Here is a 26,976-nt window from a genome sequence, read left to right on the forward strand (position 1 = left end):
CCCCGTCCATCGGAGCCGCAGCTGTTTCGGCGGCCGGCTCCGTTCTTCATTTGAACGACCGGCATTTCCGCCCTCCGCATCCTGCACTCATCCGGCGCTTTCCGGCGGCTTGCTCGCCATGCCCTGCCCCAGCGGAAGGAAGAGCCCTTCCTTTTGCCCCTGCCAGACCAGCACCCGGTTGCGTCCTTGCTGTTTGGCCCGGTACAGCAATTTATCGGCCCATCCCAGCAATGCGGCAGGCTTATCCGTCTGCGATACGAAGGCCACCACCCCGCCACAGCTGATGGTCACCACCTCGGCCGTACGGGACCGGGCGTGCGGCAGATTGAGGTCGAGCACCGCGCGTCTCAGCCTTTCAAGCAACGGCTCCAACTCGTGCAGGCCGGGCAGCAGCATCACGAACTCCTCGCCGCCATACCGGGCCACCACGTCATAGGGCCGCCCGGCCGCACGCTCGAGGGCCTGGGCGACCTGCCGGAGCGCCTCGTCGCCGGCACCGTGACCATAATGGTCGTTATATTCCTTGAAGTGGTCGACATCGATCATGCCGACACTGAGCGGCTCACCGGAACGAATGGCATGTCGCCACGCCAATTCGAAGGCCTTGTCGAAATAGCGCCTGTTGGCAATGCCGGTCAGGCCGTCCTTTTCCGACAGACGCTCCAGTTCGTTGCGCTGCGCCACCAATTTGAGATGGTTGCGCACGCGGGCTTTGACGATGGCAGGGCTGATCGGCTTGACGACATAGTCGGCAGCGCCCAGCGAAAGCCCTCGCTCTTCGTCCTGTTCATTCGTGAGGGCGGTGATGAAGATCACCGCAATATTGGCGGTCTGGGGCTCGGAGCGCAGCCGACGAAGCACCTCGTAGCCGTCCATGCCCGGCATCGAGACATCGAGCAAAATCAAGTCGATGCTGCGTTCGTCCCGCGCGCGCTGAAGAGCGGTCTCCCCATCCTTCGCCAGGAGTATTCGGCATTCACGCTGCAGCAGCTCAGCCAATACTGCCCGATTGATCCGGTCATCGTCGACGATCAGCACCGTTTGCAGAAAAGCGTCACTCACCTTGAGATCTTTCAAACACCTGTTGTTCCAGATCGGCATGCAATTGCTGCAATAGGTTTTCCGCCTCGGCCAGTTCGAGCTCCTCGAAATGACCGAGGATTGCCCTCGCTCTTTCGATCTCGACGCTGCCGGACAACTCGGCGATGATCTGATCCAGGATGGCATAGGCGGCATAGTCACCGCTTTGCAGCAAGGGCTTGGCCGCTGCAATGAGCCCTATGACCTTGCGCAGGCCATCGTGCCCCGGCTCTGCCCTTCCTGCCACAGCTTCTGTGGCAAGGCGATCGAGCTGGCCGAGCAGCACTGCCAGGCTGTCGCGGAATGCGGGAAGAAGAAGCCGGAGCTCGTCGAGGTCGCCACGACGGGAAACCTCCTCGATATCGGCTGCAGCCGCACACAGCTCCTGGGCATCCAGATAGGAAGCCGCCCCTCTGACGGCATGCGCCAGCGCTGCAACGGCTCCGGTATCCCCCCGCAGGGCGGATTGATGGAGTTGCGCGGGAGCCTCCCTGAAGTCACGAACGAACCCCTGGAGCAGACGCTGCAGCCGTTCGCGGCTGCCGCCCAGACGCTTCTGAGCCGCGGACAGATCGGCCCCGCTGACGGATGCGAAAATGTCCTGACCGCCATCTGCCTGCGCAGTGCGGGGGGCCTGCCCGTCTTCGGAATCCTGTGATGGAGAGGGCGCAGGAAGCAAGTCCGCCAACGTCCGAAAGAGGGCTGTCTCGTCGATCGGCTTGGTCAGATGCGCATTCATGCCCGCCGCGAGACTGGCCTCGCGATCCTTGGTGAGGGCCTGGGCAGTCAGGGCAATCAGAGGCAGCGAAGCCCAGCGTTCCTGCGCACGTATCCTGCGAGTGGCGGTCAGACCGTCCATTTCCGGCATGTGAACGTCCATCAGGACGGCATCATAGGTGGCCGTTTCCAGCTTCTCCAGGGCATCGAGACCGTTCACCGCGGTATCCACCCTCATGCCGGCCAATTGCAGGAAATCGCCGACGACTTCCCGATTGAAGGCATTGTCGTCAACCACCAGAATGTGCCGGCCAGCCAGAGCCTCCAGGAATTCGTCCTGCGGCTGCGGCGGCAAGACCCTGTCCGCCTGCTCGTCCAAAGCGGTGGCGGCCTTGCTCGTGGTCCCGTGAAAGACCCCGACGATGGTGTTGAACATCACCGACACGGTGACCGGTTTGACGAGCACGCCGTGCAGGCCGAGTTGCTCGGCCCGCCGGAGCACTTCCTCGCGGCCATAGGCGGTCACCATCAGAACGGCCGGCGTGCTCTTCAGCCTCGCGTCGTTCTTGATGTGCCCCGCGGTTTCCAGGCCATCCATTCCGGGCATACGCCAATCCATCAGAACGACTTCGAAAGGCCGCTGCTGTTCACAGGCCTGGCTCAGCGCCGTCAATGCGGCCTTGCCGGAGCCGACGACATGGGTCTCCATGCCGAAATCATGCACCATCCCCGCCAATGTTTCGCGGGCACTGGCATTGTCATCGACGATCAGGACCCTTTTGCCCTTCAATTCACTGGAACGCAGAACACCGTCATACGAAGCAGCGCGTTGAGGCGATCTGAATTCGACCGTGAAATAGAAGGTGCTGCCCTTGCCCAGCGTGCTCGAAACCCAGATCTGCCCATTCATGCCTTCGACGAGACGCTTACAGATGGCCAGTCCCAGGCCCGTTCCGCCATATTGGCGCGAGACGTGTTTCTCCGCCTGCGTAAAAGCCTGGAACAAACCGGCGACCTGATCGGCATCGAGACCGATCCCGGTATCCTGTACGGCAAATTGCAGCCGGATGGCGTTGGTGGCCGTCGCCTGTTCGACATCGACCGACACCACTATCTCGCCCTTGTGGGTGAACTTGACGGCGTTGTTCACCAGATTGATCAACACCTGTCCGAGCCGGAGCGAGTCGCCGACGAGGCGCGTGGGCACATCGGGCGCCACGGCATAGATGATCTCGATGCCTTTCTCTTCGGCTTTCATGGCGGTCACGGCGGAGACCGATTCGAGAACGGCTTCCAGCTTGAATTCGCTTTCCTCCAGCTCCAGCTTGCCGGCCTCGATTTTGGAGTAGTCGAGAATGTCGTTGAGGATGGAGGTCAGCGTCTGCGCCGAGGCACTGATCTTTTCGAGATAATTGCGCTGCCTGGGATCCTGCTCGGCCTGGAGCGCCAGCCGCGTCATGCCGAGCACCGTGTTCATCGGCGTACGGATTTCGTGACTCATCACCGCCAGGAATTCGCCCTTGGCTTCCTGAGCCGCTTCGGCGGCCTTGCGCGCCTGGATCAGAGCCTGGGCGGTCCGCCTTTCCTCGGTGACGTCCTGGTTGATCCCCAGAGCGCGCAATACCGAGCCATCATCGGCGCGAAAGACCTTGGCTTGCCCCCGAATGTACCGGATGGCGCCACTGGGATGCACGATCCTGAATTCGCTTTCGAATGCGCCCGTCTCCGTGGTGGCCTCCTGCCATTGTGCAAACACCCGGTCGACATCGTCCGGATGCAGCAAGGAGAGCCAGCGCTCGATGCTGCCGTCGAAAGCGCCGTGCTCCAGCCCGTAGAGGACGTACATCTGGTCGTCCCAGATATATTTCTGCTCCTGGGCGTTCATATCCCATATGCCGACGCCGCCGACCCTGATCGCAAGTTCCATGCGCTCCTTGAGCGCAACGATGAGATCCTCCGCCTGCTTGCGGGCGGTGATGTCCTGCATGACGCCGTCCCAGATCACCGTGCCATCGGCCTGATAGCGCGGCCCGGACCGGCAATGCAGCCAGAGAACGCGGCCATCGCGCGTCCTGCATCTGAATTGGCAATCGAAGACGTCGCCACGCGAGAGCGAAACTTCCAGCATCGCGTTGTAGCGGGGCAGATCGTCTTCATGGATCGTTTGAGTGAAGGCGCCTCGCCGTTCCATGATCTCGCTGGCCGGCACGCCGGTCAGAGCCAGGATGCCGGCGCTCACATAGGGCAGCGACAATTTTCCGTCGGGTGTCTGCACCAGGCGATAGACAGCGCCATGCGGCAGATTGTCGACGAGGGAACTGAGCTGGGCTTCCAGTTCCTTGTTGTCCGTAACATCGCGCATGAGCCAGATGGCGTGGTCGCCAACCCTGGCAGCGGCCACTTCGGCCAAGCGCAGCATGCCGTCCTTGCGAAAGAAACTGTGCTGCCCGGTGTGATAGGTCCGGCCCGCGCGATCGCCGTTCTCCCCGGAGGCGAGAGCCTCGAACAGATCATCGCCAAAATGCCTGGACCATGCATCCGGCTTCGACAGCTCTTCCCTGCCGTAACCGGTAAGGTCCTCGATGGCACGGTTGACCAGAATGCCGTCATCGGTCACGAAAGCGGCTCCGATCGGCAAGTTTTCCATCATCTCCGACAGCCAGCGGACGCGCGCCGACAATTCCATTTCGATCTGCTTGCGCGCGGTGATGTCGGTATGGGTTCCGATGATGCGCAGGGGAGAGCCGTCCTCATCGCGCTCGATGGCTTTGCCGCGATCGAGAATGGTGCGCCAGGACCCGTCCTTGGCCCGCATGCGCAGTTCGATGACGAAATCGGGCGCCTCGCCGCGCATGTGCCGTTCCACCGCTTCCCAACTCGCCTGCAGGTCGTCCGGATGGATGCGATCGACGAATTCGTTGAGGGTGGGCCCTATCTCGCTCTCGGCATGCCCCAGCATCGCCTTCCACTGCCGGGAGTAGAAGACGTGCCCCGTGCGCAGGTCCCAGTCCCACAAACCGTCGCCCGCGCCATTGAGCGCGAATTCCCAGCGCGCTTCGCTGTGACGCAGCGCCGTTTCTGTGGCGCGGATGTCCGTGACATCACGCGAAACGCCAATCAGACCGATCACCTCGCCATTCTCGTCGCGCCTTGGAACCTTGGTCACGAAGAAATGGCGCCTGACGCCATTGACGATGAAGCTTTCCTCCATGGTGACGGCCTTGCCGCGCGCCATGATCTCCCGATCGGTCCGCAGGATGCGGGCCGCATTTTCCGGATCGACCACGTCCCTAAGATCCCGCTCCAGAATCTCAGCCGCCGGCCGGCCGAGGAATCGGGCCGTCGCCTGATTCAGCATCACGAACCGGCCTTCGAGATCCTTCAGGAAAATGGCATCCGTGGTGCCATCGAAAACCGCCTGCAGCAGATCGGTGCTCTTGCGCAATTCGGCCGTGCGCTCGGCGACCCTGACCTCGAGCTCGGCGTTGTGCCGGCGATTGGCGTCCTCGGCCTCTATCCGCTCACTAATGTCGCGCACGGTGGCAAAAAAAGTCTTCCTGGCCTGATGGAGATGGCAGGAAAGCCGGACCTCGACCGGAAAAAGCGAACCATCCTTGCGGCGATGTCTGGCGTAAAGCGTCTGCGCCACGCCCGGTTCGGCCTCTGCCCATACACCCTTGGCCCATTCCAAGTCCAAATCCTCGACGATATCGGGAACCGACATCTGCAGGAGCTCTTCCCTGCTGAAACCGGTGCTGAGCGTCACGTGATGGTTGACGTCGAGGAATCTTCCCTGATCGTCATGGACGAAGAAGTCGTCAGCCACATGTTCCAGCAGCAAGTTGAAGCGATCGTCGCCGAGCCGCCTTTCGGTTTCGATCCGTTTGTCGTCGCGTGGCATGTCGCTGCCAGTCTGGAACAGCAATCTCACGTCATGCTCGATCTCGTTTCGAAAACGGATCAGCAGGCGCTGATAGGCTGGCGGGAATCCGGCTTCATCCTGCTTTTGAACCACCAGCGCCCCAAAAATCTCTCCCTTCGGCCCATAGATCGGTGCACCAAGAAAGGCCTGCCCTGCCCCGATGTCGGTGACTGTTCCCGTTTGTCTGTCTCCGCCGGCGGAAGCGTCGGAGGCGCGTGCAACCACTTTACTGAAATGCTCCAGGGCGCTTCGGTCCGGCACCGGACCAGGACGATGACCGTCATCGGCCTCCCGGCCGACGGCAACGATCTCACTGCCTTGGCCGACGCCTTGCATGACAAATGCGACCGTGTGCTCCAGGAGCCCCGCCAGAATATCGGCGATAGCGGCCCATCCCTCCAGGACGGCAGCAGGAATGGCCGGCTTGATCTCGCCCGCATCACCCATTTGCCGCTCGCCGCTCCGCCTATTCGAAGACATGCCTGCTTTCCTTTGAAACACATTGCGTGAAAAAGCTGTCCATCACGCAAGACACAGCATCATCGCCAATCGATCGTGACACCGAGCCACCGTCACCTGAAGCCGCGCGCCTTCAAGTCTGAATGCGCTTTGCTCCGTTACGTCATGTGATGGCGTGAGTGTGATTGCAGGCGGTTCCGTCAAATCGCAAAACGCTTCAGCTTCCCAAAGCCCGGAGCCAGCGCTCGAACGATGGCAAGCCGTCCGCGTCCAGCGTCCCCTCTTTCATCACACGGCTCGGCGCGGGCGCGCTGCGAGCCTGCCGCGGACTGTAGCCGAACTCCCGGCTGAAGGCGCGGCTGAAATCGGCAGCGGAGGCAAAGCCGAAACTCTCGGCGATTTCGGCGATCAGGCGACGGTCCGATGGATCACTGAGCGCCGCATGGGCGGCAAGCAGGCGCTGTTTCTGAATATAATGAACCACGCCCCCGCTCGGCTCGAACAATTGATAGAGATGGGTTCGCGAAATGCCGAGTTCCCGGCACAGCAACTCAGGGGTAATGGTGGCCGTCTGCAGATTGTTGCGGATGAAGCGCCGGGCACGTTCCATCGCAGCCACCGTTCCATGCTTGGTGGCCACCGCCGCCCACTCCTCCGTGGAGGCCATGCAAGCCAGGATCATGTCCCTGGTGGCGTTGACCACACCGGGCAGGTCATCTTTGCTGAACTCGCTCAGCCGTGCCTCCAGACTGTCGACGTAGCTGATCAGCAGGCCGGCAAGGTTACGCGACAGGATCCGATTGTTGTTTGCGTCGAGCATTGCAGAGGAATCAGCAAAAAGATCGCGCGGCAAGTAGAGCGTCAGGCTCTGCGAGTCCAGCATCCTCCCCCGGAAGGCATGGGCAAGGGAGCGAATCTCGACCGTTCCCGGCTGGCTCTCGGCGACGCGCCCGCCGACTTCGGTCCAGGCTTTTCCCTCGCGCCTGAAGATGATCGCCCAGTGATCGACAAGACTGGAGCGAAGCTTGGCCGCGGAACGATGATAGCTGTGGGCGGATGCCTTCTGCTGCACGACCAGCATGCCGCCGAGATTCCACGCGACCTGGCGCGCGGCAAATCCATCCTGCGCCGTCACCCCGTCGGGCAGCGTCAGATCGACAAGCGGTGCATTGAGCCCTTGCCAGGCAGCGAACTGATCACCCGCCGGAAACGCCTCTGTCGAAAAAATCAGGGGCGTCAGCGCCGGAGGCGGCGGCGGAATGTCATGTTGCTGCCCGCTGGGTTGCCGCGACCAACGACGGCGCTCCTTGCCTGAGCGTGGAGCCGGTGCTCCGGAAGCCGGCTGCTGGTCGTTGCGGGGCGCACCATCGTCCATTTTGCTTTCCTCGCTTTCGCGGCAGGCTCACAAAGTCCGGAGCTCTTATACCTTGCCGACGGCGCCTCGAGGTGGCGGCCGCACTCGTAATTATGAACAACAACGGAAATCTTCAAAAGAGACTTTTCAGACTATTTTGTCCTCCCTTTTTTACCTTGCGCACAAGTGGATTCTCGCATCCTCCCTGTTGCCATTGGCCGCATGTCGCACGGTAAGGTTGCAGCCTGCCCAAGGGATATTTCATAAAATCATACCGCCTTTCGGATTGGATGCAGAAATTGCTTCCAATTATACAGAAGCACATCTCTATCGCAAATGCCGCCTTCTCTGTCGCCCGCCTCGTGGCTGGCACGCTCAAGCAGTAGGCACGCATACGGCAAAAGGCCCGAATCCTCGATCTCTGCCGCCGCCCCTGCCCGGGCAAGGTGTATGGGCGCCTACGCCGTTAGAGTCATTTCTCTACCACGTCCGAGCCAGATTGCCCCAGAATTTGTACTCATTGCTATGTCTGCGGACTCCGAGCTAACGACCAAATCATCGATCTCGCATAACTTGCCCCTTAGTCAGCATAGTACCAACACGTTGCGGATTGAACATGAACATCGCCCTCACAGACGCTTCCACCATCCTCGACAGGCGGCGGCCCCTGCAGTACCAGCGCGACAGGCGGGTCTTCGACGTGGGTAGCAAGGAAGCTCCGTCCGTCCGCGAGGACAAGGACATCGTGGCAGAAAAAGCCGCGATCAGCATTATCAACGACAACACCTTCACCCGCGATTGCCTGACCCGTTGCCTGGGTGATGCCGTCAGCGAGTTCGAAATCCGCGCCTATGAAAACATCCGGGAATGGCAGAATGCCGCGGCGAAAACCACTGCGCCAATCATTCTGCTGTGTGCGACCGGTCGCCAAGCGACCGAGGCTGCGCTCCACCAGGGTTTGGATACAATCCTGGAAGCTGCGGCCGATGCCCGCGTCATCGTGATTTCCGACGTGGAAGATCCTTCCGGCATGGTGGCGGCGCTGGAACGTGGCGCCAAGGGCTACGTTCCGATGAGCCTGGACCTCGACGTGACCATCGGCGCCGTCAATCTCGTCAATGTCGGCGGCACGTTCATTCCGGCCAGCAGCCTGCTTTCCGCCCGTGGCGCCAGTTCGCCTGCGGCCGAGGCCAAACCGCAGAAGCGCGCCTCTGCCCTGCTGACCGAGCGCCAGCTGACCGTGCTTGAAAATCTGCGCAAGGGTGATCCGAACAAGGTCATCGCTCACAAACTCAATATGAGCGAGTGCACTGTGAAGGTTCACGTCCGCAACATGATGAAGAAGATTCAGGCCCGCAACAGAACCGAACTCGTCTGCATGACCAGTGAACTCTTTCAGTCGCCATAGAAGGGTAAGAGATTATCGAAGCCTGATGCTCGAGAGCAATGGAAGTATCGTATAGCCTGACAGCCACTGTTCCAATCTCGGGTCCTGACGTGTCCAATGTCGATCGCCAATGAAGACTTAACAAGATCGCTGGAGTGCTATAGCATCGTTACCGACCTCAATTGCGATGTCTGTTGCACTGGGACGCGCCAATGATCGTCAGGCACAAGGACACATTGGGAAGAAGCATGCCACTGACGCGTGATAGAGGCATTCAGCTCCTCGGACGCTCTGTCCAAGAGAGTGACAAGGCGGTGGCGGTCCTCAATGCCCGGCGCGAAATTGTCTGGATCAATCCGAGCTTTACCAAGATGCTCGGATATCAGTCCGAGGATGTGATCGGCCGACCGCTCGTTTCGGTGCTCGTCAGCAAGGCCACGCCTTCGGCGACCCGTCTCAGTCTCGAGCGCCTTGTCAATGCCAAGCGTGGCGGCCTGGAGGAGATCAACGGTCATGATAAATTCGGTAATGAAATTACGTTACTGATTTATACTGATCATATTCGTGACATCGACGAGAACGTCACGGAGACGATCGTCACCATTCACAGCAATACCCCCGCGCGCATGATCCAGACGCTTCAGAACACCGTGCTGGAGGAATTGGTATCCGGCGCTTCGCTGGAAAATGTATCGGAATTTATTTGCAAGAAGGCTGAATTCATCACGCGGGACGTGATCTCGACCATTCTGAGGGTGGATCAGAATGGCCTGCTGCGTCCCCTCGCCGCTCCGAGCCTGCCCCAATATTATTCGGATGCTCTGGACGGAATCGCCATCGGTCCCAGCGTCGGTTCCTGTGGGACGGCCGCCTACTTCGGCGAGCCCGTGCTCGTCGATGACATCGAGACCAATCCGCTCTGGGCGCCTTACAAGGGCCTGGCGTTGCCGCTGGGCCTGCGAGCCTGCTGGTCCGTCCCCATCAAGCTGCGGGATGGTCGGGTGGCGGGGACCTTCGCCTTCTATTTTCGCGAAAAACGCGGCCCCAGCTATCTCCACGAGGAGATCGTCTCAGCCTGCGTCCATCTCTGCGCCCTGGCAATCGAGCAACACGAGGCCAAGGAGCATATCAATCGCCTTGCCTATTTCGATATGCTGACAGGCTTGCCCAATCGCCGCCAGATCTATCAGAGGGCCAGCCAGACGATCGCGGAAGCCAGCGAGAAACAAGACAAGATGGCGTTGCTGCGCTTGGACATCAAGCGCTTCAAGGACATCAACGACACCTTCGGCCACTCCACGGCCGACCAGATTCTCGGTCAGATCGCCACCCGCTTGCAGAACCAGCTCCGCCCCAACGACATCGTCGGACGCTTCGGCGGCGATGTCTTCGTGATCATCCTGCCGGAAGCCGACAGCGTTTACGCCACCATGGTTGCCAAGAAGCTGGTGGACGCCGTCGCCAAACCCTTTGCGATCGCCGACCTGCTGCTGCCGATCTCGATCAGCATTGGCATCAGCCTCTATCCCGACAACGGCACTGATGTCGAAACCCTGTTGAAAAGGGCCGATTCCGCTGCGTGCAAAGGAAAGATGGCCGGGCACGAGGCCGTTTTCCTCTACGAGCACGAAGTTGTCGACGGGGCCCAGGAGCGGGTAATATTGGGCGCGGCCTTGCGTGAGGCAGTTTCGCAGGGGCAATTGCGGTTGCTCTATCAGCCGCAAGTCAATCTCGCGGATGGTTCCCTCCATGGTGTCGAAGCCCTCATCCGTTGGGCTCACCCTGTTTTGGGCAATATTTCCACCAGCCGGTTCATCATGATTGCCGAGCAGATCGGCCTGATCGATGAAATCGGTATCTGGGCCCTCAGCGAGGCTTGCCGCCAGATGTCTGTTTGGCGCGCGGCCGGCAAAAAGATCCCGGCGATCTCCGTAAATCTGTCGCCCTTGCATTTCCGCAATCGCAATCTGCCCGATGTCTTGGCTCATCTGATGCGCCAATACGATATTCCCAAGCACACTTTGATGTTGGAGATAACCGAAGGCGTGATGATGGACGACCATCCGACCACTCTGGCGACCATTGCTGCCATCCAGGCTCTCGGTGTTGGGTTGTCGATGGATGATTTCGGCACCGGCTATTCAAGCCTGAGCCGCTTGACGCATGTCCCCTTCTCCGAGCTGAAGATCGATCGAAGCTTCATCGAAGGGATGGTGACCGATCCGAGCGCGCTTGCCGTGGTGACGGCAATCAACAGCATCGGCCGGAGCCTCAATATCGCGGTCGTAGCGGAAGGCGTGGAAACCGAAAGGCAGCAGCAGGTGCTGCGCGAACTGGGTTGCGAGATCGCCCAGGGATATTTGCTGAGCCACCCCTTGAAAGCTGCCGATCTCGAAGCCTGGCTGCAGGACAGGCGGGGTGGCTCGCCGCCGCCTGCTTCGCGGAAAATGAGAGCAGAGACCCTGCCTGCCTGACCTGCCTGGCGGTGAAAGGCGGCACCTCGGAATCGCGACAGGTGCTCGATTGCACCGGCATCAAGATGCAGCGATCACCCCACAATATGCGATCACGCCGGTACCGGCTCACGCTTTTCGCTTGCGCTCCATAAACGGAACCGGCCCGCCAAAACAGATCCGCCCCGAAACCATTATGGTCTCGGGGCGGTGCCTATATCGGCGATCACGCGGAACGCGTCAGAACAATTCATTGGTCAAGAAGGCGATCTCGGTGCGGTTGCGCGCCTTGATCTTGCGCATGATGTTACGAACATGCACCTTGACGGTGCATTCTCCCATATTGAGCTTGTAGGCAATGAGTTTGTTCGACTCGCCCTGACGTAAGCGATCGATCACCTCGAGCTGCCTTTGTGTAAAAACGGTCTGACGAGACCGTCCGCTGGTTTCGCCTTCCTCACTCGCCTGGGCGCCTTGAGAACGCGATGACAGCAAGCCGCTGGCCGGCACGAAAGTACCACCGGCGCGCACAAGCCGGATGGCGGCGATTGCGACATCGAGATTGGAGCTCATGGCGATATAGCCTTTCGCGCCCCTTTCCAAAGCCGCAACGATCTCCGTTGGCTCCTCATAATCGGAAACGAGGATGACGCGTGCTTCGGGTGCTGCCTGAATGACAAGATCCAGATCGCGCCTTATAGCCGTGTCCGTTGCTTTTCGTCCCGTCGCGCAGAGAAGGACGATCGACATCGACATGGCCGCCCCCGCAGCCTCCCAATCCGCAATGCGCGAATATCCTTCCGCAACGAAATTTCCTTCGCTCGCAGCAAGACAACGCATCAAGCAGCTGCGAGAAAGAGCATTCTCATCGATGATGACGATCCGGGTCTGCAAATCCTGGTCGAGTTTGCCAGAAGCGGACTCATCCTGAGGGCTGTCTTCCATGGGCCTCTCCCTCTTAAGCTCAACGACAGAGGAAGACGACTTCAACGGCAGCACTGAACCTACCGCAAATGGCATCAAAGCTTGGCTACTCGCGGAATAATCAGTCACAGTCTCAATCTCCAAACAAGTCATCCGACAAACACCACACGCATGCTTGAGGAAGCAGCATTGTGGCAGTCAATATTCTGGCAACCGGCGCACTCAATTCTGAGCATTTTTATTCTATGCTTGTATTGGAACAGCCATATGCCACATACCCGCGCAGCAACGGTCAAGCATAGTTTTTCAAGCTACTTACTACTATGTATCAGCCTCTTTGTAAACTCCATAAGAATGCGAAGTAGCACATGGAGTTTTGTATTATGCGTTACGTTAGACCCCAGGCTCCGTGACACCGACGTGATACTTTTTAAAGGGCCAATCGGTCCAAAGTACGGCGTCCACGTATTAGCTCGTCTTATGTCGTTAGGGAAGCAATGTGTTACCTATCGAACAGGTAAAACTGCACTTCCTGCCTTTAAAAGCTTCCTGCGTTTTCGCAGGCACGGGATCAAGCATGAGAACAAGCTCAATTTATCGACGCGCCCTAGCAACACTCAGGAAACGCTCTTTCCCTTCAACGAGTTACAATGGACACTTTCTGGAATCACAGCGGCAACCTCCCTGCCCTGCCCGTTTGATTGCCACGCTGACTCCAGATCTCGCGGAGAAACGCTTGCTCCTTTTCCGTCATTGACGCGCTGGCGGCCGGCCGCAAGGGCGCCGCCAGACCGGAAAAAGGCTGCTTCATGGCGATTTCGTGTCTCCCGAACGCGAGCCACGAATCGTTTTCGCCTATCGCTCCTGCCCCCTGCAACGCGCAGCCAAGCGCTCTCATTGTGTCGCCTCCACCGCTGGCGGCTTGGCAAATATTACTTTGACGCGATCATCCCGCGAAGCGATCAACCTTCCGAGGTCGGAAGCTTTACCGGCGACATATTGATCAAGAAAAGCACCGGCATAGCTATTCACAGCCTCGATCGTGCGATTGGCGCTCGGAAGGAGAGAGGCCATCCGCGCCAGGAACGACCGTTGAGAGGCATCGACGAAGCTCTGATGCCGGCTGCCTGTCATGACGAGGAAATATCCGCCATATCGGTCCATATTGGCCCGAACCTGCGTGTAGTCTTCGTCCGTCAGTTTCGACGTCATGCGCAGCACTGTATCGCTTGAATTGAGGTCCGCCGCGGTCGGCAGCCCGCTATCGTCGCTGATTTCGAGGAAGGGGCGTTGCAAGCCGAGCCTGCTGACATCTCCGAACAACCAGCCATCCAAGTTGACCGCGGCCTTGAAGCGCGGATCCTGCCTGCTGGTTTCGGCGGCAACCGCGCCACCGAACGAATATCCCATGATGCCGACCCGGTCGAAATCGAGCCTCTTCAGTACCGATGCGACATCATGATTTTCGCTGCACGGGATGGCAGCCTGCAAAATATCGAGGACAGCGCTGTTGTCCTTGGCAAATGCGCCTGCCTTGAGATCGACAGCCGCCCTGGTACGCTTGAAAGCCTCCTCGTTCGAAAAATCGACGAACGCCTTGTAGGCTTCGGGGCCTTTCTGGTCGATTCCGATCACCACGTAGCCACGCTGAACCAGGGCATCGATCTGGTTCATATGGCCCTCGGCACTGCCGCCCCAACCGGCATTGAAGAATATGACAGGCAACCGAGCCGCGCTTCCAGCGCTTTCGGGTTTCCTGGCATACCAGGCTCTGACCGCGAGGCGCTCGGCGATGTCGCGTTGCGACGCAGTGGATGTGCCGCCGCACAACCCTGACAGCGGCACCAGCGTGACCGCGACTTCGGGATCCCCGGCCCGTGCCAGTCCCGCGACACCGAGACCGACCGCCAGCAATGCCGCTCCCAGGCAAAGCACTCCAACGAGCCCCCTTCTTCTGCTCGACCTTACCGGCAATCGGATGAAAGAGGCTGGCATGGAGATCCTCAGCGACCAGAATTCTGTTTGAGCGTGGCCTTGATGACGTCACCGATCACCCTGGAAGCGGTGCGGCGGATGAGTTCCTCATGGGTTGCAGCCACAGGGACCATGGTGACGCCTTTGGAGGTCAGAGCGCTCCAACCCATGGTTCTGTCGAGAAAATAGCCGAGCGGCATGTTCTCATTGTGAAAGGCAAGGATCGGCATAGGCAAAGGTGTGCCGTCCTCGTCCCGGCCGGCTTCGATCACCCAATGGCCGATCCGGGCGTCTTCGTCCGGCCCGTCTTCGAAGGATTTGCGGCCGAACACGGCTTGCAAGAAGAGCCGAATGCGCCTCAAGGCATGCCGGCGCTCCTCCGCGCCGCCGAGAAGGCAACGGGCATAATAGAGGCCAGACTGGATCTGATAGGAGTATCGCCCCAGCATCCCCTTCAGCCGCGACTGACGCTTCGAATAGCCCGGGGCCCAGGCGTCGAGCGTCACGAACAGCTCGATCGTGTGGCCCTTCTCGATCAGGCGGCGTGCGACAGCGACATTGAGCCGAGCTGCGGCGCAGAAGCCGAGCAGGATATAGGGGCCCTGCGGGCGTGCCTCCTCGATGATGCGCACGCAGTGCTCCACCATCTCTTCCCGGCTGGTTTGCGCTCCTCCCTCGGCGAAAGCCGGCAAGGGGACCGAAATGAAGGGCTGATCTTCCCCCAAATGGTTGACCAGTTCCTGGTAGATGAAGGTGTCGTGCAAGGCGAAGATCGGCGTGCTCGCGCCATGCGGCTGCATGACCACCGCTCCCTTCGCCTCGGTGGTTACGGGGCCGCCCAGGAGCTTTGCCAACTCGCCGATGGTGGGGTGGCTATGCAGTTCGTCAAAGGAAATGCGCTTGCCGAAAACCTTCTCGACGCGCGAAAGCATGCGGAACGCAGAGAGTGAATGTCCGCCAAGCGCGAAGAAATTGTCCTTCGGATTGAGGATCGGCACCTTGAGGATATTGACCCAAATATCCGCAAGCTCGGCCTCGACGCGCACATGGCCATCGGGAGCCATGGTCGGGCGCGTGGGTATCGGCTCCTGAGCCGGCATGGGAAGCGGCGCCGGGCTGGCTCGCTCGCCCATCGGCCGATCCAGATCGGCGACGAAGCCGCCGAGCAGATCCTGCAACTGGGCCAGATATCCTTCCACCGTTTCCCGGTTGTAGAGCGAGGTGTCGTATTCACAGGACATGCGCCAGCCATCGGGGCGCTCTACGAAGAAGAAATTCAGATCGTAAAGTGCGCCCGGCGAAACGGACGGCATATCGACCAGGCTGAGTTCCGGGCGTTCATCGGTCGGTATGAACGAGCGCTGGCAGATCAGATTGACTGAGAACAACGGATTGCGGCCGGGCTCGCGCGTAGGCTTGGCGATGGCGATAATGTCTTCGATCGGCATATGCTGGTTGAGCAGCGCCCCCTCGATGACGTCATGCATCTGCGCCAGCACCTGGCGGAAACTCTGATTGCTGGCGATCCTGGCGCGCAGGGGCACGGTGTTGATGAAGGGCCCGACGATGTCGTTGAGTTCGATACGGTCTCGCCCTGCGATCTGCGTACCGATCGTAATGTCCTCGGATCCGCTGCGGCGATACAGCAGACATATCAGTGCGGCCGCCCCGACCATGAAGAACGTACAGCCTTCCGCCGTCGCCAAGGCCGACATCGCATCGGTCAATGTGCGGGGCAGCTGGCGCCCGAGAATGAGGGACGGCGCGGCCCCCGTTCCCCCACGCGGCTTGTCGGAGGGCGGATCGAAGCGCTTGAACCCGGCTAGTTGCGAGGTCCAATAGGCCCGCTCGCTCTTCAGGGCGTTCACCTTCATCCATTCGGTCTGCCACACCGCGAAATCGGCGTATTGCAAAGGAAGGTCGGCTAGTCTGGGGGCCCGCAATCGCAGCCGGGCCTGGTAGAACTCCATCATGTCACGCGCGATGATCCCCACAGACCAGCCATCGCAGGCGATGTGGTGGATGGTGACCAGGATGATGTGCTCATCGTTCGCGACTTTGAGCAGGGTCGCGCGAAGATTGGGCACCTGCGCAAGATCGAAAGGCTTGCGCGCCTCGATCTGGCTGATTCGCTCCCTTTCCTCATGACGGCTCGCTTCCGGCAGCAGGGTCAGGTCGATGACCGGGAGCTGGATGGTCGCTTCGGGATGAACGAGTTGCTCGGGTTCGCCGTCGACATCGCGATAGCTGGTGCGCAAGATCTCGTGTCGATCGATCACCGCATTCAGCGCCTGCTGGAGCGCGCCGGCGTCCAGCCGGCCCAGCAGGCGCCACCGCACCGCAACGTTCAGGGCCGGGTCCTCCGGCGTGATCTGGTCCAGGATCCAGAAGCGGGCCTGGGCCAGGGAACAAGGAAAGGCGTAGAGGTCCGTGTCGGCACCCTGGGAGCCCATACCGACGTCGCTGCTTGTTTCAAAACCAGCCATCGGCTTCACCGTTCCGGAGATTGCAGGGCGTTGGCGGCAACACGACGGCTACTCCTGGCGACGCGAACGAGTTGCGGGAGATCCGAAGGTTCCTCGGCCGGCGACACCCCAGCGAGCGTAGCCGCCGCCTTGGCGATGGTGCGATGCTGCAGCAGAGTTTTGGCCGACAGGCTCAGGCCGGCCTGGTTCGCCCTCGCCACGATCTGGAAGATATGGATCGAGTCGGCTCCAAGCATGAGCAGATCGTCCGCCACGCTGACCCTCGCCTGACCGAGAACCTCGGCGCAGATCCCGGCCAGGATGGTCTCGGCCTGGTTGCCGGGTGCGACATAGCTGGTCGACAGCTCGGTTGCGGTCGACTCGCTTGGCTTGGGCAGGGCGCGCCGATCGAGCTTGCCGCTCGACCCACGCGGCATCGTGTCCAGGCGAACCCACTGGCTGGGTATCATGTAATCGGGCAGATCCCGGCCGAGGGCATTGCGAAGAGCCTCGATGCTCGGTGCGCTGGATGCAGGGGCCTCGTAATAGGCCACGAGCCTGGGATCTCCCGGATTGTCTTCGCGCAGGATCACCGCATTGACGTCGAGACCGGCCTTTCCGATTGCGGCCTCGATCTCGCCGAGCTCGATACGGAAACCGCGCAGCTTCACCTGATGGTCGTTGCGCCCCAGAAGTTGGAGACGGCCACCCGGCATGAGGCGGGCGAGATCTCCCGTGCGATAGAGCCGCGCGCCGGGCATTCCCGAAACATTGTCCGCAATGAACTTTTCGGCTGTCAGGTCGGGGCGGCGGAAATAGCCGCGGGCGACGCCGTCTCCACCGATATGGAGTTCACCCACCACGCCGAGCGGCTGCACGCGATCGAACTTGTCGAGCACATGAAACTGCGTGTTGGCGATAGGATGGCCAACCGTGATCGGATCCGGGCCCGGATGGATATGGGCAACCGATGACCAGATCGTCGTCTCGGTCGGGCCGTACATATTCCAAAGCTCGCCGCCATTCTGGACCAACTGATCCGCCAAGCTGCGCGGCAACGCCTCGCCACCACAGAGCATCTTCAGCTTCGGCGAGGGCTTGAAGCCGGATTCCAGCAGGATCACCCAGGTGATCGGGGTTGCCTGCATCACCGTGGCACCACAGTCTTGCAACCGCCTCAGCAAGGCCTGGCCATCCGCCGTCTCGCTCTGAGGCGCAATGACCACGCTGCCCCCGCAAGCCAGCGGCAGATAGAGTTCGAGCGCCGCGATGTCGAAGGAGATCGTGGTGACCGCCAGCAGCCGGTCTTCGGCAGTGAAGCCAGGCACCTGGCGCATCGAGGCCAGGAAGTTGGCGACGCTGGCGTGCGTTACTTCGACCCCCTTGGGCTTGCCCGTCGAGCCGGAGGTGAAGATGACATAAGCGAGATCCTCGCCGGCCACCCTGGCGCCTGAGGCGGGCAAGGGCTGGCGTGCGGCAATCGCATCGCGGTCGCGATCGACCAGGATCGTCATGGGCGCGGCCGAAGCGATGTCTTCATAGGCCGCCTGAGTTACCACGGCTGCGACCTCGGCCTCGGCCAGAATGCCATTGAGGCGAGCGGCCGGGTGATTGGTGGCAAGCGGGACATAGGCGCAGCCCGCCTTCAGCACCGCCAGCAGCGAGACGAGCATATCGAGCGAGCGATCGACCAGTACGGCGACACGGGCAGCCCTGCCGAGACCGAGATCGTGCAGATGCGCCGCGAGCTGGCCGGCCCGCCGGTCGAGATCACCATAGGTGAGTTGCTGGTCCTCGAAGAGTGCCGCCACGGCCTCTGGATTGACCGCCGTCTGTGCCTCGATCAGCCCATGAATGGTGAGCAGGCTTGGATCGGAAGGTGCCGGCAGGGAGGGCCCGGCCAGGGAGGCAGGCACATCGCCGGGGGCCAGCAACGGCAAACGCTCGATCGGCGTCGTGACGTCGTCGGCGATCGCCTGCAGCAAGGTGCGGTAATGCCCCAGCCAGCGGAGGATCGTAGCCTCGTCGAAGAGATCAGCATTGTAGTCGCAATCAATGCGCAAGCCGTTGGCGGATTCCGTCACATTCGCGAAGAGATCGAAGGTGGAGAAGCGCTTAGGGTTGGGGACGACCTCAGTCGTCAGACCCGGAAAAGCCAGATCTCCGCCCAGGCGTTCCAGATTGAACTGCACCTCGGCAAGCGGCAGCCGGCTAGCATCGCGCGGGAGCGTCAGCTTGCGCAGGATGGTGCCGAGCGTGCAACTGCGATGGTCATAGGCCTCGAGCACGCTCTGCTTGGTTTGGGCCAGAAACTCGGCAAAGCTCGTGCCGTCCTGCCAATTCGCACGCAGCGGCAGCAGATTGACGCAATGCCCGACCAGCGCCCGATCATCCTCCACCAGGGATTGGCCAGCCGCCGGTATGCCGACAACCACTTCATTCTGGCCGGCAAGGCGCCCCATCAGGATCTCGAAGGCAGCGAGTAGCGTGGCAAACAGGGTGCTACCCCGTTTGGCCCCGGCCTTGCGGACCGCCTCATAGAGCGGCCTTTCGATGGCGAACTGGACCGAGCCGCCATTGAAGGTCTTGATCGGCGGCCGCGCGCGATCGCTGGGCAATTCGAGAGGCGGCGGCGCGGTGCGGAACTGCCCGACCCAATAGGCTTCGTCATCGGCCACTTCCTGCACGGTCTGGGCATAGCTGCTGAAGGGGAGCGGTTCGGCCAGCACGGGCTGGCTATTCTCGACTCTGGCGCGATAGAACTCCGAGAGTTCGCCGATCAGCACATTGACGGACCAGCCGTCGCAGACGATGTGATGGGCGGTGAAGACGAGGACGTGCCGGTCCGGCGAGAGCCGAACCAGTTCGCCGCGGACCAGGGGCCCACCAACGAGATCGAAGGCGGTCCTGGCATCCTGTTCGATCCGCGCCTTCAGAGCCTGCTGCGGCGAGGCTTCCCCGGAAACATCCACGAGCGGCAGGTCGAGATGGAGCTCGGGTGCAAAGCTCATGCGGGTGCCTGTCGCATCGAAGTGGATGCGCAGGGCATCGTGGCGCGCGATGACGTCGTTGAGGGAGGCCCGTAGAGCCACTTCATCGAGGGGACCATCGAAACTCAGGCTGATCGACTCGTTGAAGGCACAGGAGGCCTCGTCGCCAAGCTGTGCCGACAGCCAGACTTCTGTCTGGGAAGCGGTCGGTGCAATCGGCCCCGTGATGGCAGCCGCCTTTGCTGCCGCTTCGGTCTTGTCGTCACCGCCTGCAAGCGGAGGACCGCCAGGAAGCATGCCGTCAGCCTGCATGGCCTCGATGCTCTCGCGGAAAGCCTGCACGATCCGAGCGACATCCTCGTCCGTATGCTCGGTGGTGAGGAAGCAGGGGAAGCCCTCGTGCACATAGATGCCGCGGGCACGCAGATGATAGTAGAGCAGGCTGCCGAACCGGTAGTCGTGGCTCGGATTGATGTAGAACAGGCTGCCATAGCTTGGGACCGGCAGGGACAGGCCGCATTCGGTGAAACAGCGCGACAGCTGTTCGACCAGACGCCCCATCCGGGCCGAGACCTCCTCCTGCAGCGCAGGTCCCCTGGCTTTCAGATGCTCGAGCACGGCCTCGAGCGCGGCCAGGACCAGCGGATGGCGGACGAAAGTGCCGGCAAAGAAGGTGACGCCGACTTCCGGATAGGAGTCGTCGCCATAGCGCCAGGCGCCGCCATCCAGCGCATCCATGAAGCTCGCCTTGCCGGCCAGCACGCCGACTGGCAGACCACCGCCGACCACCTTGCCGTAGCAGGCGAGATCAGCCTTGATGTCGAACAGATGCTGCATGCCGGCAGGATGCATGCGGAAACCCGTCACGACCTCGTCGAACACCAGCGCCGTGCCGGACGCTTCGGTAATGGCGCGAACCTGCTTGAGGAATTCGACGGGGCGCAGGTCCGGACGGCGGCTTTGCACCGGCTCGACCACCACGGCGGCGAGTTCGCCGGCATGCTCGCGGATCCAGGCAAGAGCCTCCTCGGCGCCATATTCCAGAACGGTGACATTCTCCACCGACTGCGGCGGAATACCCGGCGCGACCGGAAGGGAGCGATGTTCGCCCTGACGGACCTGTCCCCTGACCAGAACTTCGTCGAACTGGCCGTGATAGTCGCCGGCGAACATGACGACGCGCTTGCGCCCGGTGACCGTACGCGCCACGCGCATGGCGGCCATCACCGCTTCCGAACCGGTGTTGCAGAAAGTGGCGCGTTCATTGCCGGTCATCTCGCAGAAGAGAGCCGCAACCTTGCCGGCCCTGGCGGATTGCGGACCGATGGCGAAGCCTTCCTGCAACTGCCGGTCGACCGCCTCGACCACGAAATCGGGGGCATGGCCGAACATCGTCTGGCCATAGCCGTTGACCAGGTCGATATATTCGTTGCCGTCGACGTCCCAGATGCGCGAGCCTTTCGAGCGGGCCGCGATCACGGGATAGACCATTTCCTTCCAGTCCGGATTGAAGCCGGAAGCGGCGCGGGGGTCGGCAAGGACGTTGCGGTAGTCCTGCGTCAACTGTTTTGAGCCGGGACTGCGGGTGTTCCAAAGCGAGGTCAGCGCCTCGATATGGCTGCGCTGGCGGGCATCCAGCCCCTGGTCCTGCGACTTCTGGCTGTTCTTGTAGACGCCGAAGCGCGACGGCAGTTCCTTGACCGGAGCCGCATCGGCCCTGGGCACCGCGGCAGGCTGCGGAACGACTTCGGCCTGAAGCGGCGCCGCTGCCGCGGCGACGGGCGGAGCCATGACGGCCTGGACGGCCGGCGCCTGCAAAACCGCACCGCCGCGCAATACCTCGAGCTGTTGCTGCATCAGCTGGGCCATGACCTGCAGTTGGTCGCGCATCAGGCCCTCCGCCCCGGCGCCCGTGCCGGCGAGCGGGATCGCTGCCGGAAGAAGCGGCGCTGGCTGGACGACCGGAGAAACGACGGCAGGCGCCGGAGCAACGGCCGGCGCCGCCGCTGCCGGGACCGGCGCAGCTTCGATGGGGGCCGGTGCGAATTTCTCGGGCGGCAACGCCGCTGCAACATGTTCTGTCAGGGCTTCGATGCTGCCGAGGTCCCCCAGAAGGGCACGGAAGGTGACCTTGAGGCCGAACTTGTTCAACAATTCCTGGGCAGCCTGGGTGAGGAACAGGGAGTCGAAACCCATTTCCAAGAAGGTCGTGCCGGGTTCGGCGGAAGCCACGTCCTCGCCGGACAGATCGGCGAAGATCGAGATGATGGCGGCCTTGATGGTGTCGGTGCGGGCGGTCATGTCGGACATCACGGTTTGCTCGGGGAGCGGCATTGGGAGGATCGCGGCGGGCGGCGCATTTTGGGAAAGCGCCGCTTCGGATCGCGGAATAGCTTGCGGACTGGCCGCAGGCGCTGTCTCGCGCACCGGCGGTTCGATCCAGTAGCGCTTGCGTTCGAAAGGATAGGTCGGCAGGGACACTCTGCGCCGTGTGGGTCGGCTCGACTGCAAGGTCCAGTCGACGGCCGCGCCGGCAGTCCACAACCGGCCCAGGGCCTCGGCCATGGTCTCCAGGTCGGGCCGCTCGCGCGCCGCGTCGGGCAGGCAGGAAACCACCGCCCTGCCCCTTGCAGCACCCTGCAGAGCCAGCGTGGTCAAGGTGTTGCCGGCACCGACTTCGAGCAGGACCGCCGCTGTGTCCCCGAGCAGGAGCGACAGGCCGTCGGCAAAACGGACCGGCTCGCGGAAATGACGAGCCCAATAATCGGGGGATGTCGCCGCTTCACCCGTGATCCATTGGCCCGTGACGCCGGAGACATAGGGAATGGTCGGCGCCTTCAGCCCGATCTTGCGCACTTCCTCGGTGAAGGGCGTGATGATCGGATCCATCATGGGAGAGTGGAAGGCATGCGAGGTGTGCAGCCGGCGGCTGACGACACCACGTGCCTTCAGCTGCGCTTCCAGCGCATCGACGGCATCGTCCGGCCCGGCTGCGACACACAATGCAGGGCCGTTGATGGCGGCGATCGCAAGATCGGCGCCCAGCAAAGGCGCAAGTTCGGCCTCGGACAACCTTACTGCCAGCATTCCCCCCGGCGGGAGGTCCTGCATCAGGCGGCCACGGGCAGCAACGAGCGGCAGCACCTCTTCGAGCGTAAAGACCCCGGCAAGGCAGGCCGCGACGAACTCACCGACGCTGTGCCCTATCATGGCGCTGGGCACGATCCCCCGGCTGATCCACAGCCGCGCCAAGGCATACTCGACCGTGAAGATCGCCGGCTGTGCATAGCAGGTGGCCGCCAGGCGCTTGTGATCGTCGGCCTCGCGCTTGGCGGGATAGAGCACTTCCTTGAGATCGCGATCCAGATGAGGGCGCAGGATCGCCGCACAACGGTCGATGTCGGCCCGGAAGCCTGCTTCGGCTTCATAAAGGCCCCTCCCCATATCGGGATATTGCGATCCCTGTCCGGGGAACATGAACACGACGCCCGCATCGCTGACGGCCTTGAAGGCCCGAGCAGCCGGGTCGTTCAGAGCAGCGACAGCCGCCGTCCTATCGCTGCAGGCCGCCGACCAACGATAATCGAAGGCCTTGCGCCCCACCTGCAGCGTATGGGCGACATCCGCAAGCTCCAGAGCCGGATTGGCGGCCAGCCGGCCAGCCAGCTCGGCGCGGGCCTTGGCCAGGGCGGATTCGCTTCGCGCCGACAGGGTAAGGACTTCGACATCGCGGCCCACAGCACGCGGCTCCAGCGACGGCGCCTCTTCCAGCACCACATGCACATTGGTGCCACCAACGCCGAAAGCGCTGACACCCGCACGGCGCGGCTCGGGGCCCTCCTGCCAGTCCGTCAGCGCCGCATTGACAAAGAACGGACTGTCCTCGATGCCGAGGCGCGGATTGGGCGTCTTGAAATGCAGGGTTGCCGGCAGTTGGCGATTTTCGAGGCTGAGCGCCGTCTTGATGAAGCCGACCACACCGGCCGCCGCATCCAGATGCCCGACATTGCTCTTCACCGAGCCGATCGCGCAATACTGCCTGCCGTCGTCGCCGGTGGCACGGAAGGCCTTTGTCAGGCCTGCAATCTCGATCGGGTCTCCGAGTGGCGTCGCGGTACCGTGGCATTCGACATAGCTGATCGAGCGGGGGTCTACCCCGGCATTGGCATGCGCCATCATGATGGCGGCGGCCTGCCCTTCCGAGCTCGGTGCGGTATAGCCGACCTTGGCGGAACCGTCATTATTGACGCCGCTGCCGCGCACCACGGCATAGATATGATCCCCGTCGGCAAGCGCGTCCTCGAGCCGCTTCAGCAGCACGGCACCGGCGCCGCTGCCGAAGACGGTGCCCCGAGCATCGGCGTCGAAGGGGCGGCAGCGCCCATCCTCCGACACCATGCCGCCTTCCTGGGTCAGATAGCCGCGCTTTTGAGGGAAGGTGATGGAAACGCCGCCGGCAATGACCATGTCGCTCTGGAACAGCAGCAATTGCTGGCAAGCCTGCGCGATAGCCATCAGCGAGGTCGAGCAGGCCGTATTCAGGCTGAAGCTCGGGCCGTTCAGGTTGAACTTGTAGGATACACGCGTCGCCAGGAACTCCCGGCTGGCGCCAAGCAGCATCGGGTATTGCCCGACCTGGAAGGCGTTGGTGAAGTCCTCCGAGACGTCGCGATTGCCGACGACATGATGGAGGAAATAGGTGTTCATGCTGCAACCGGCGATGACGCCGATGCTGCCAGGATAGCTAGCCGGGTCATAGCCGCCATCCTCGAGCGCTTCCCAGGCGCATTCGAGGAAGACGCGATGCTGCGGGTCTGTCAGTTCCGCCTCGCGCGGATACATGCCGAAGAACTCTGCGTCGAAATATTCGACATCGGACAGGATCGGCCGGGCTCGTACGAAATTGGGCGCGCGCCGAATGTCCGGCCCGAAGGTATCTTCGAGTTCGCTGTCCTCGAAACGGGTGATCGATTCCACGCCGTTGCGCAGGTTCTGCCAAAACTCACCGACAGAACGGGCGCCGGGAAAACGGCCCGCCATGCCGATCACCGCGATGGCGTTGAGCGGAGGGTCGGAGATGGAGCTCACCTTGCCGCTCCCATTTGGCGTTGGCGCATGCGCTGGAGCGCCTCCGCCTGCTGGCGGGCGCGCAGATTTTCGGGCCTGGCCGCAGGGGCCGCGGCAGGCGCGGTGCTCGAGCGGATGAAATTGGCGAGAGCCGCGATGGTGGGACGCTCGAACACATCGCTCAGGCGAAGCTCGGGATGGATGCTTTCCTGGATTTCGGCGAGAACCGTGAGGATCTGCAGTGAACTGCCGCCCTGGTCGAAGAAGTTGACCTTGGTGCTGACGTCGGGCACGGACAGAACCCGCGACCAGATGGCCGCAATCTTCTGTTCAAGCTCGTCGCGCGCCTCGGGCACGATCGGACTGGTGGTAAAAGTCGGGCTCGGCAGCGCTTTGCGGTCGAGCTTGCCATTCTCGGTCATCGGCAATTCGCCGAGATCGACGAAGGCGAAGGGAAGCATGTAGTCCGGCAGCGTCTGCGCCAGATGCGCCTTCAGGGTAGCGGCATCCGCAGGCGTTGCCGAAGGCACGATATAGGCGACCAGCTTCGCCTCGCCAGGGCCGTCCGTGCGAGCAATCACGGCGCAAGCCGTTACGGCCGGGTGGCGCATGAGCTGATTTTCGATTTCCCCGGTCTCGATGCGGAAGCCGCGGATCTTCACCTGGTGATCGCTGCGCCCGAGATATTCGAGATCGCCATCCGCCGTACGCCGGACGAGATCGCCGGTCTTGTATAGCTTTTCGACGGGCTGATTGTCCGAGGGACGCCAATCGATGAAACGCTCTGCCGTCAGCTCGGGACGGTTGAGATAACCGAGGCAGACTCCCTCCCCGCCGACATAGATCTCGCCTTCCTCGCCCACCGGCACAGGCTTGCGGTTCTCGTCGAGCACATGCACGGTCAGATCGGGGATCGGCACACCGATCAGGCTCGCCCTGGTGCCGTCGAGTTCGGCCGCAGACACCGGGCGGTAGGTCACGAAGACGGTGGTTTCGGTGATGCCATACATATTGATGATGCGCGGCTTGGTATCACCATAGCGGTTGAACCAGGGGCGCAGCATCTGGAACTCCAGCGCTTCGCCGCCGAGAATCACGTAGCGCAGAGCCAAGACGGATGCCTCCGGCCGGCGCCGGTCCACTTCGATCAAGGTGCGGAAGGCGGAGGGCGTCTGGTTGAGCACGGTCACTTTTTCCCGGACGAGCAGGTCCAGGAAATCCTCGGGCGAGCGGCTGACCCGGTGGGGCACCACCACCACACGCCCGCCATAGACCAGCGCTCCCCAGATTTCCCACACGGAAAAGTCGAAGGCATGCGAATGGAAGAAGGTCCACACATCCTCGGGACCGAAGCCGAACCAATGGTCGGTTGCATGGAAGAGCCGCACGACATTGTGGTGCGACAGCCTGCAACCCTTCGGGCGGCCGGTGGAGCCCGACGTATAGATGACGTAAATGAGCGACTGGGGATCGATCGCTATGTCCGGATTGGTAACCGGTTCGGCGCCGAGACTGCCGGCATCCTGATCCAGCAAAATCATCGGCAGGTCGCTCGGCGGCAGCGTCGGACGGCCCGTGGTCGTGGTCACGAATGCCAGCGGCTTGGCATCCTCCAGCGTGAAGGTCAGCCGCTCGCGTGGATAGCTCGGATCGAGCGGCAGATAGGCGGCGCCGGATTTCATGATGCCCAGCATGCCCACGACCATGTCGATCGACCGCTCCAGGCCGATGGCGACCAGCGTGTTGGGCTTCACCCCCATCTTGAGCAGGCGGTGAGCGAGCTGGTTGGCACGAGCGTTCAATTCGCCGAAGGTGATCGAAACGCCGTCGCAGGTCACCGCGAGGCTATCCGGGCGAAGCGCGGCCTGCTCGCTGATCAATTGATGGACGGAAAGATTGGTCTGAAACGCCTTCACGGAGCCCCCATGCAAAATCGTGTAACAACCGCCCCGGAAGATCGCTCTGCCGCAGGCACGCCGCCAAGACGCCGCTACCAGCGCCCTGCAGCTCGAATGTGATATTCTTTGCTTTCCTTCGACTCCTGGGGCGGCGAGAGGTGCCGAGTCACGATCGAGCGCGAACCGGAGTACTCCGGCTTTCGAATGCGTCGCGTGCGCTTTCGCACATTCCCCGGCAAACCAGCCCCGTAATTGAGTCGAACATTCCCAGGTCAGCTATTGCCTT

Annotated in this window: 10 protein-coding genes; 2 read left to right on the top strand and 8 right to left on the bottom strand. The window is 61.8% G+C overall.

The annotated features are described in order from the left end of the window. Nucleotides 1-87: 87 nt before the first annotated feature. The 3 genes from J8I29_RS07010 to J8I29_RS07025 all read right to left on the bottom strand — a co-directional run bounded on the left by J8I29_RS07010 (nt 88) and on the right by J8I29_RS07025 (nt 7,553). A complete protein-coding gene (locus J8I29_RS07010; RefSeq protein WP_105865085.1) occupies nt 88-1,101 on the bottom strand; it encodes a diguanylate cyclase in 1,014 nt (337 codons plus the stop codon). Further along, complete coding sequence (locus J8I29_RS07015; protein ID WP_348535988.1) at nt 1,055-6,199, bottom strand: PAS domain S-box protein; 5,145 nt, start codon at nt 6,197-6,199, stop codon at nt 1,055-1,057. The genes J8I29_RS07010 and J8I29_RS07015 overlap by 47 nt, the downstream gene beginning before the upstream one ends. 196 nt (nt 6,200-6,395) lie before the next feature. Next, nucleotides 6,396-7,553, bottom strand: a complete 1,158-nt coding sequence (locus J8I29_RS07025) for a helix-turn-helix domain-containing protein (RefSeq protein ID WP_209431094.1) — start codon at nt 7,551-7,553, stop codon at nt 6,396-6,398. 595 nt (nt 7,554-8,148) lie between these two features. On the opposite strand from J8I29_RS07025, the gene J8I29_RS29960 reads away from it, so the two are divergent. Both J8I29_RS29960 and J8I29_RS07035 read left to right on the top strand, forming a co-directional pair. Next, nucleotides 8,149-8,940, top strand: coding sequence for a response regulator transcription factor (locus J8I29_RS29960; RefSeq protein ID WP_245196759.1), 792 nt, complete (start codon nt 8,149-8,151; stop codon nt 8,938-8,940). 227 nt (nt 8,941-9,167) lie between these two features. Then, a complete protein-coding gene (locus J8I29_RS07035; protein ID WP_209431095.1) occupies nt 9,168-11,393 on the top strand; it encodes an EAL domain-containing protein in 2,226 nt (741 codons plus the stop codon). A 219-nt stretch (nt 11,394-11,612) separates the two neighbouring features. Here J8I29_RS07035 and J8I29_RS07040 read toward each other — a convergent pair whose 3' ends face one another. From J8I29_RS07040 to J8I29_RS07060, 5 genes are all read right to left on the bottom strand, one after another. Continuing rightward, the gene (locus tag J8I29_RS07040; protein WP_181161346.1) at nt 11,613-12,317 is read right to left on the bottom strand and encodes a response regulator transcription factor; all 705 of its coding nucleotides are present in this window, start codon (nt 12,315-12,317) and stop codon (nt 11,613-11,615) included. Between the two features lie 873 nt (nt 12,318-13,190). Continuing rightward, a complete protein-coding gene (locus tag J8I29_RS07045) occupies nt 13,191-14,210 on the bottom strand; it encodes a dienelactone hydrolase family protein (protein ID WP_209431096.1) in 1,020 nt (339 codons plus the stop codon). A gap of 89 nt (nt 14,211-14,299) precedes the next feature. Then, the gene (locus J8I29_RS07050; protein ID WP_209431097.1) at nt 14,300-16,756 is read right to left on the bottom strand and encodes a condensation domain-containing protein; all 2,457 of its coding nucleotides are present in this window, start codon (nt 16,754-16,756) and stop codon (nt 14,300-14,302) included. A gap of 5 nt (nt 16,757-16,761) precedes the next feature. Next, nucleotides 16,762-24,813 (bottom strand): non-ribosomal peptide synthetase/type I polyketide synthase, encoded by an 8,052-nt coding sequence (locus J8I29_RS07055; protein WP_209431098.1) that lies wholly within the window; start codon nt 24,811-24,813, stop codon nt 16,762-16,764. Beyond that, on the bottom strand, nt 24,810-26,708 hold the full coding sequence (locus J8I29_RS07060) for an amino acid adenylation domain-containing protein (protein ID WP_209431099.1): 1,899 nt from the start codon (nt 26,706-26,708) through the stop codon (nt 24,810-24,812). The genes J8I29_RS07055 and J8I29_RS07060 overlap by 4 nt, the downstream gene beginning before the upstream one ends. Nucleotides 26,709-26,976 lie beyond the last annotated feature (268 nt).

The organism is Labrys sp. LIt4 (genome assembly GCF_017813775.1).
Classification (GTDB): domain Bacteria; phylum Pseudomonadota; class Alphaproteobacteria; order Rhizobiales; family Labraceae; genus Labrys; species Labrys okinawensis_A.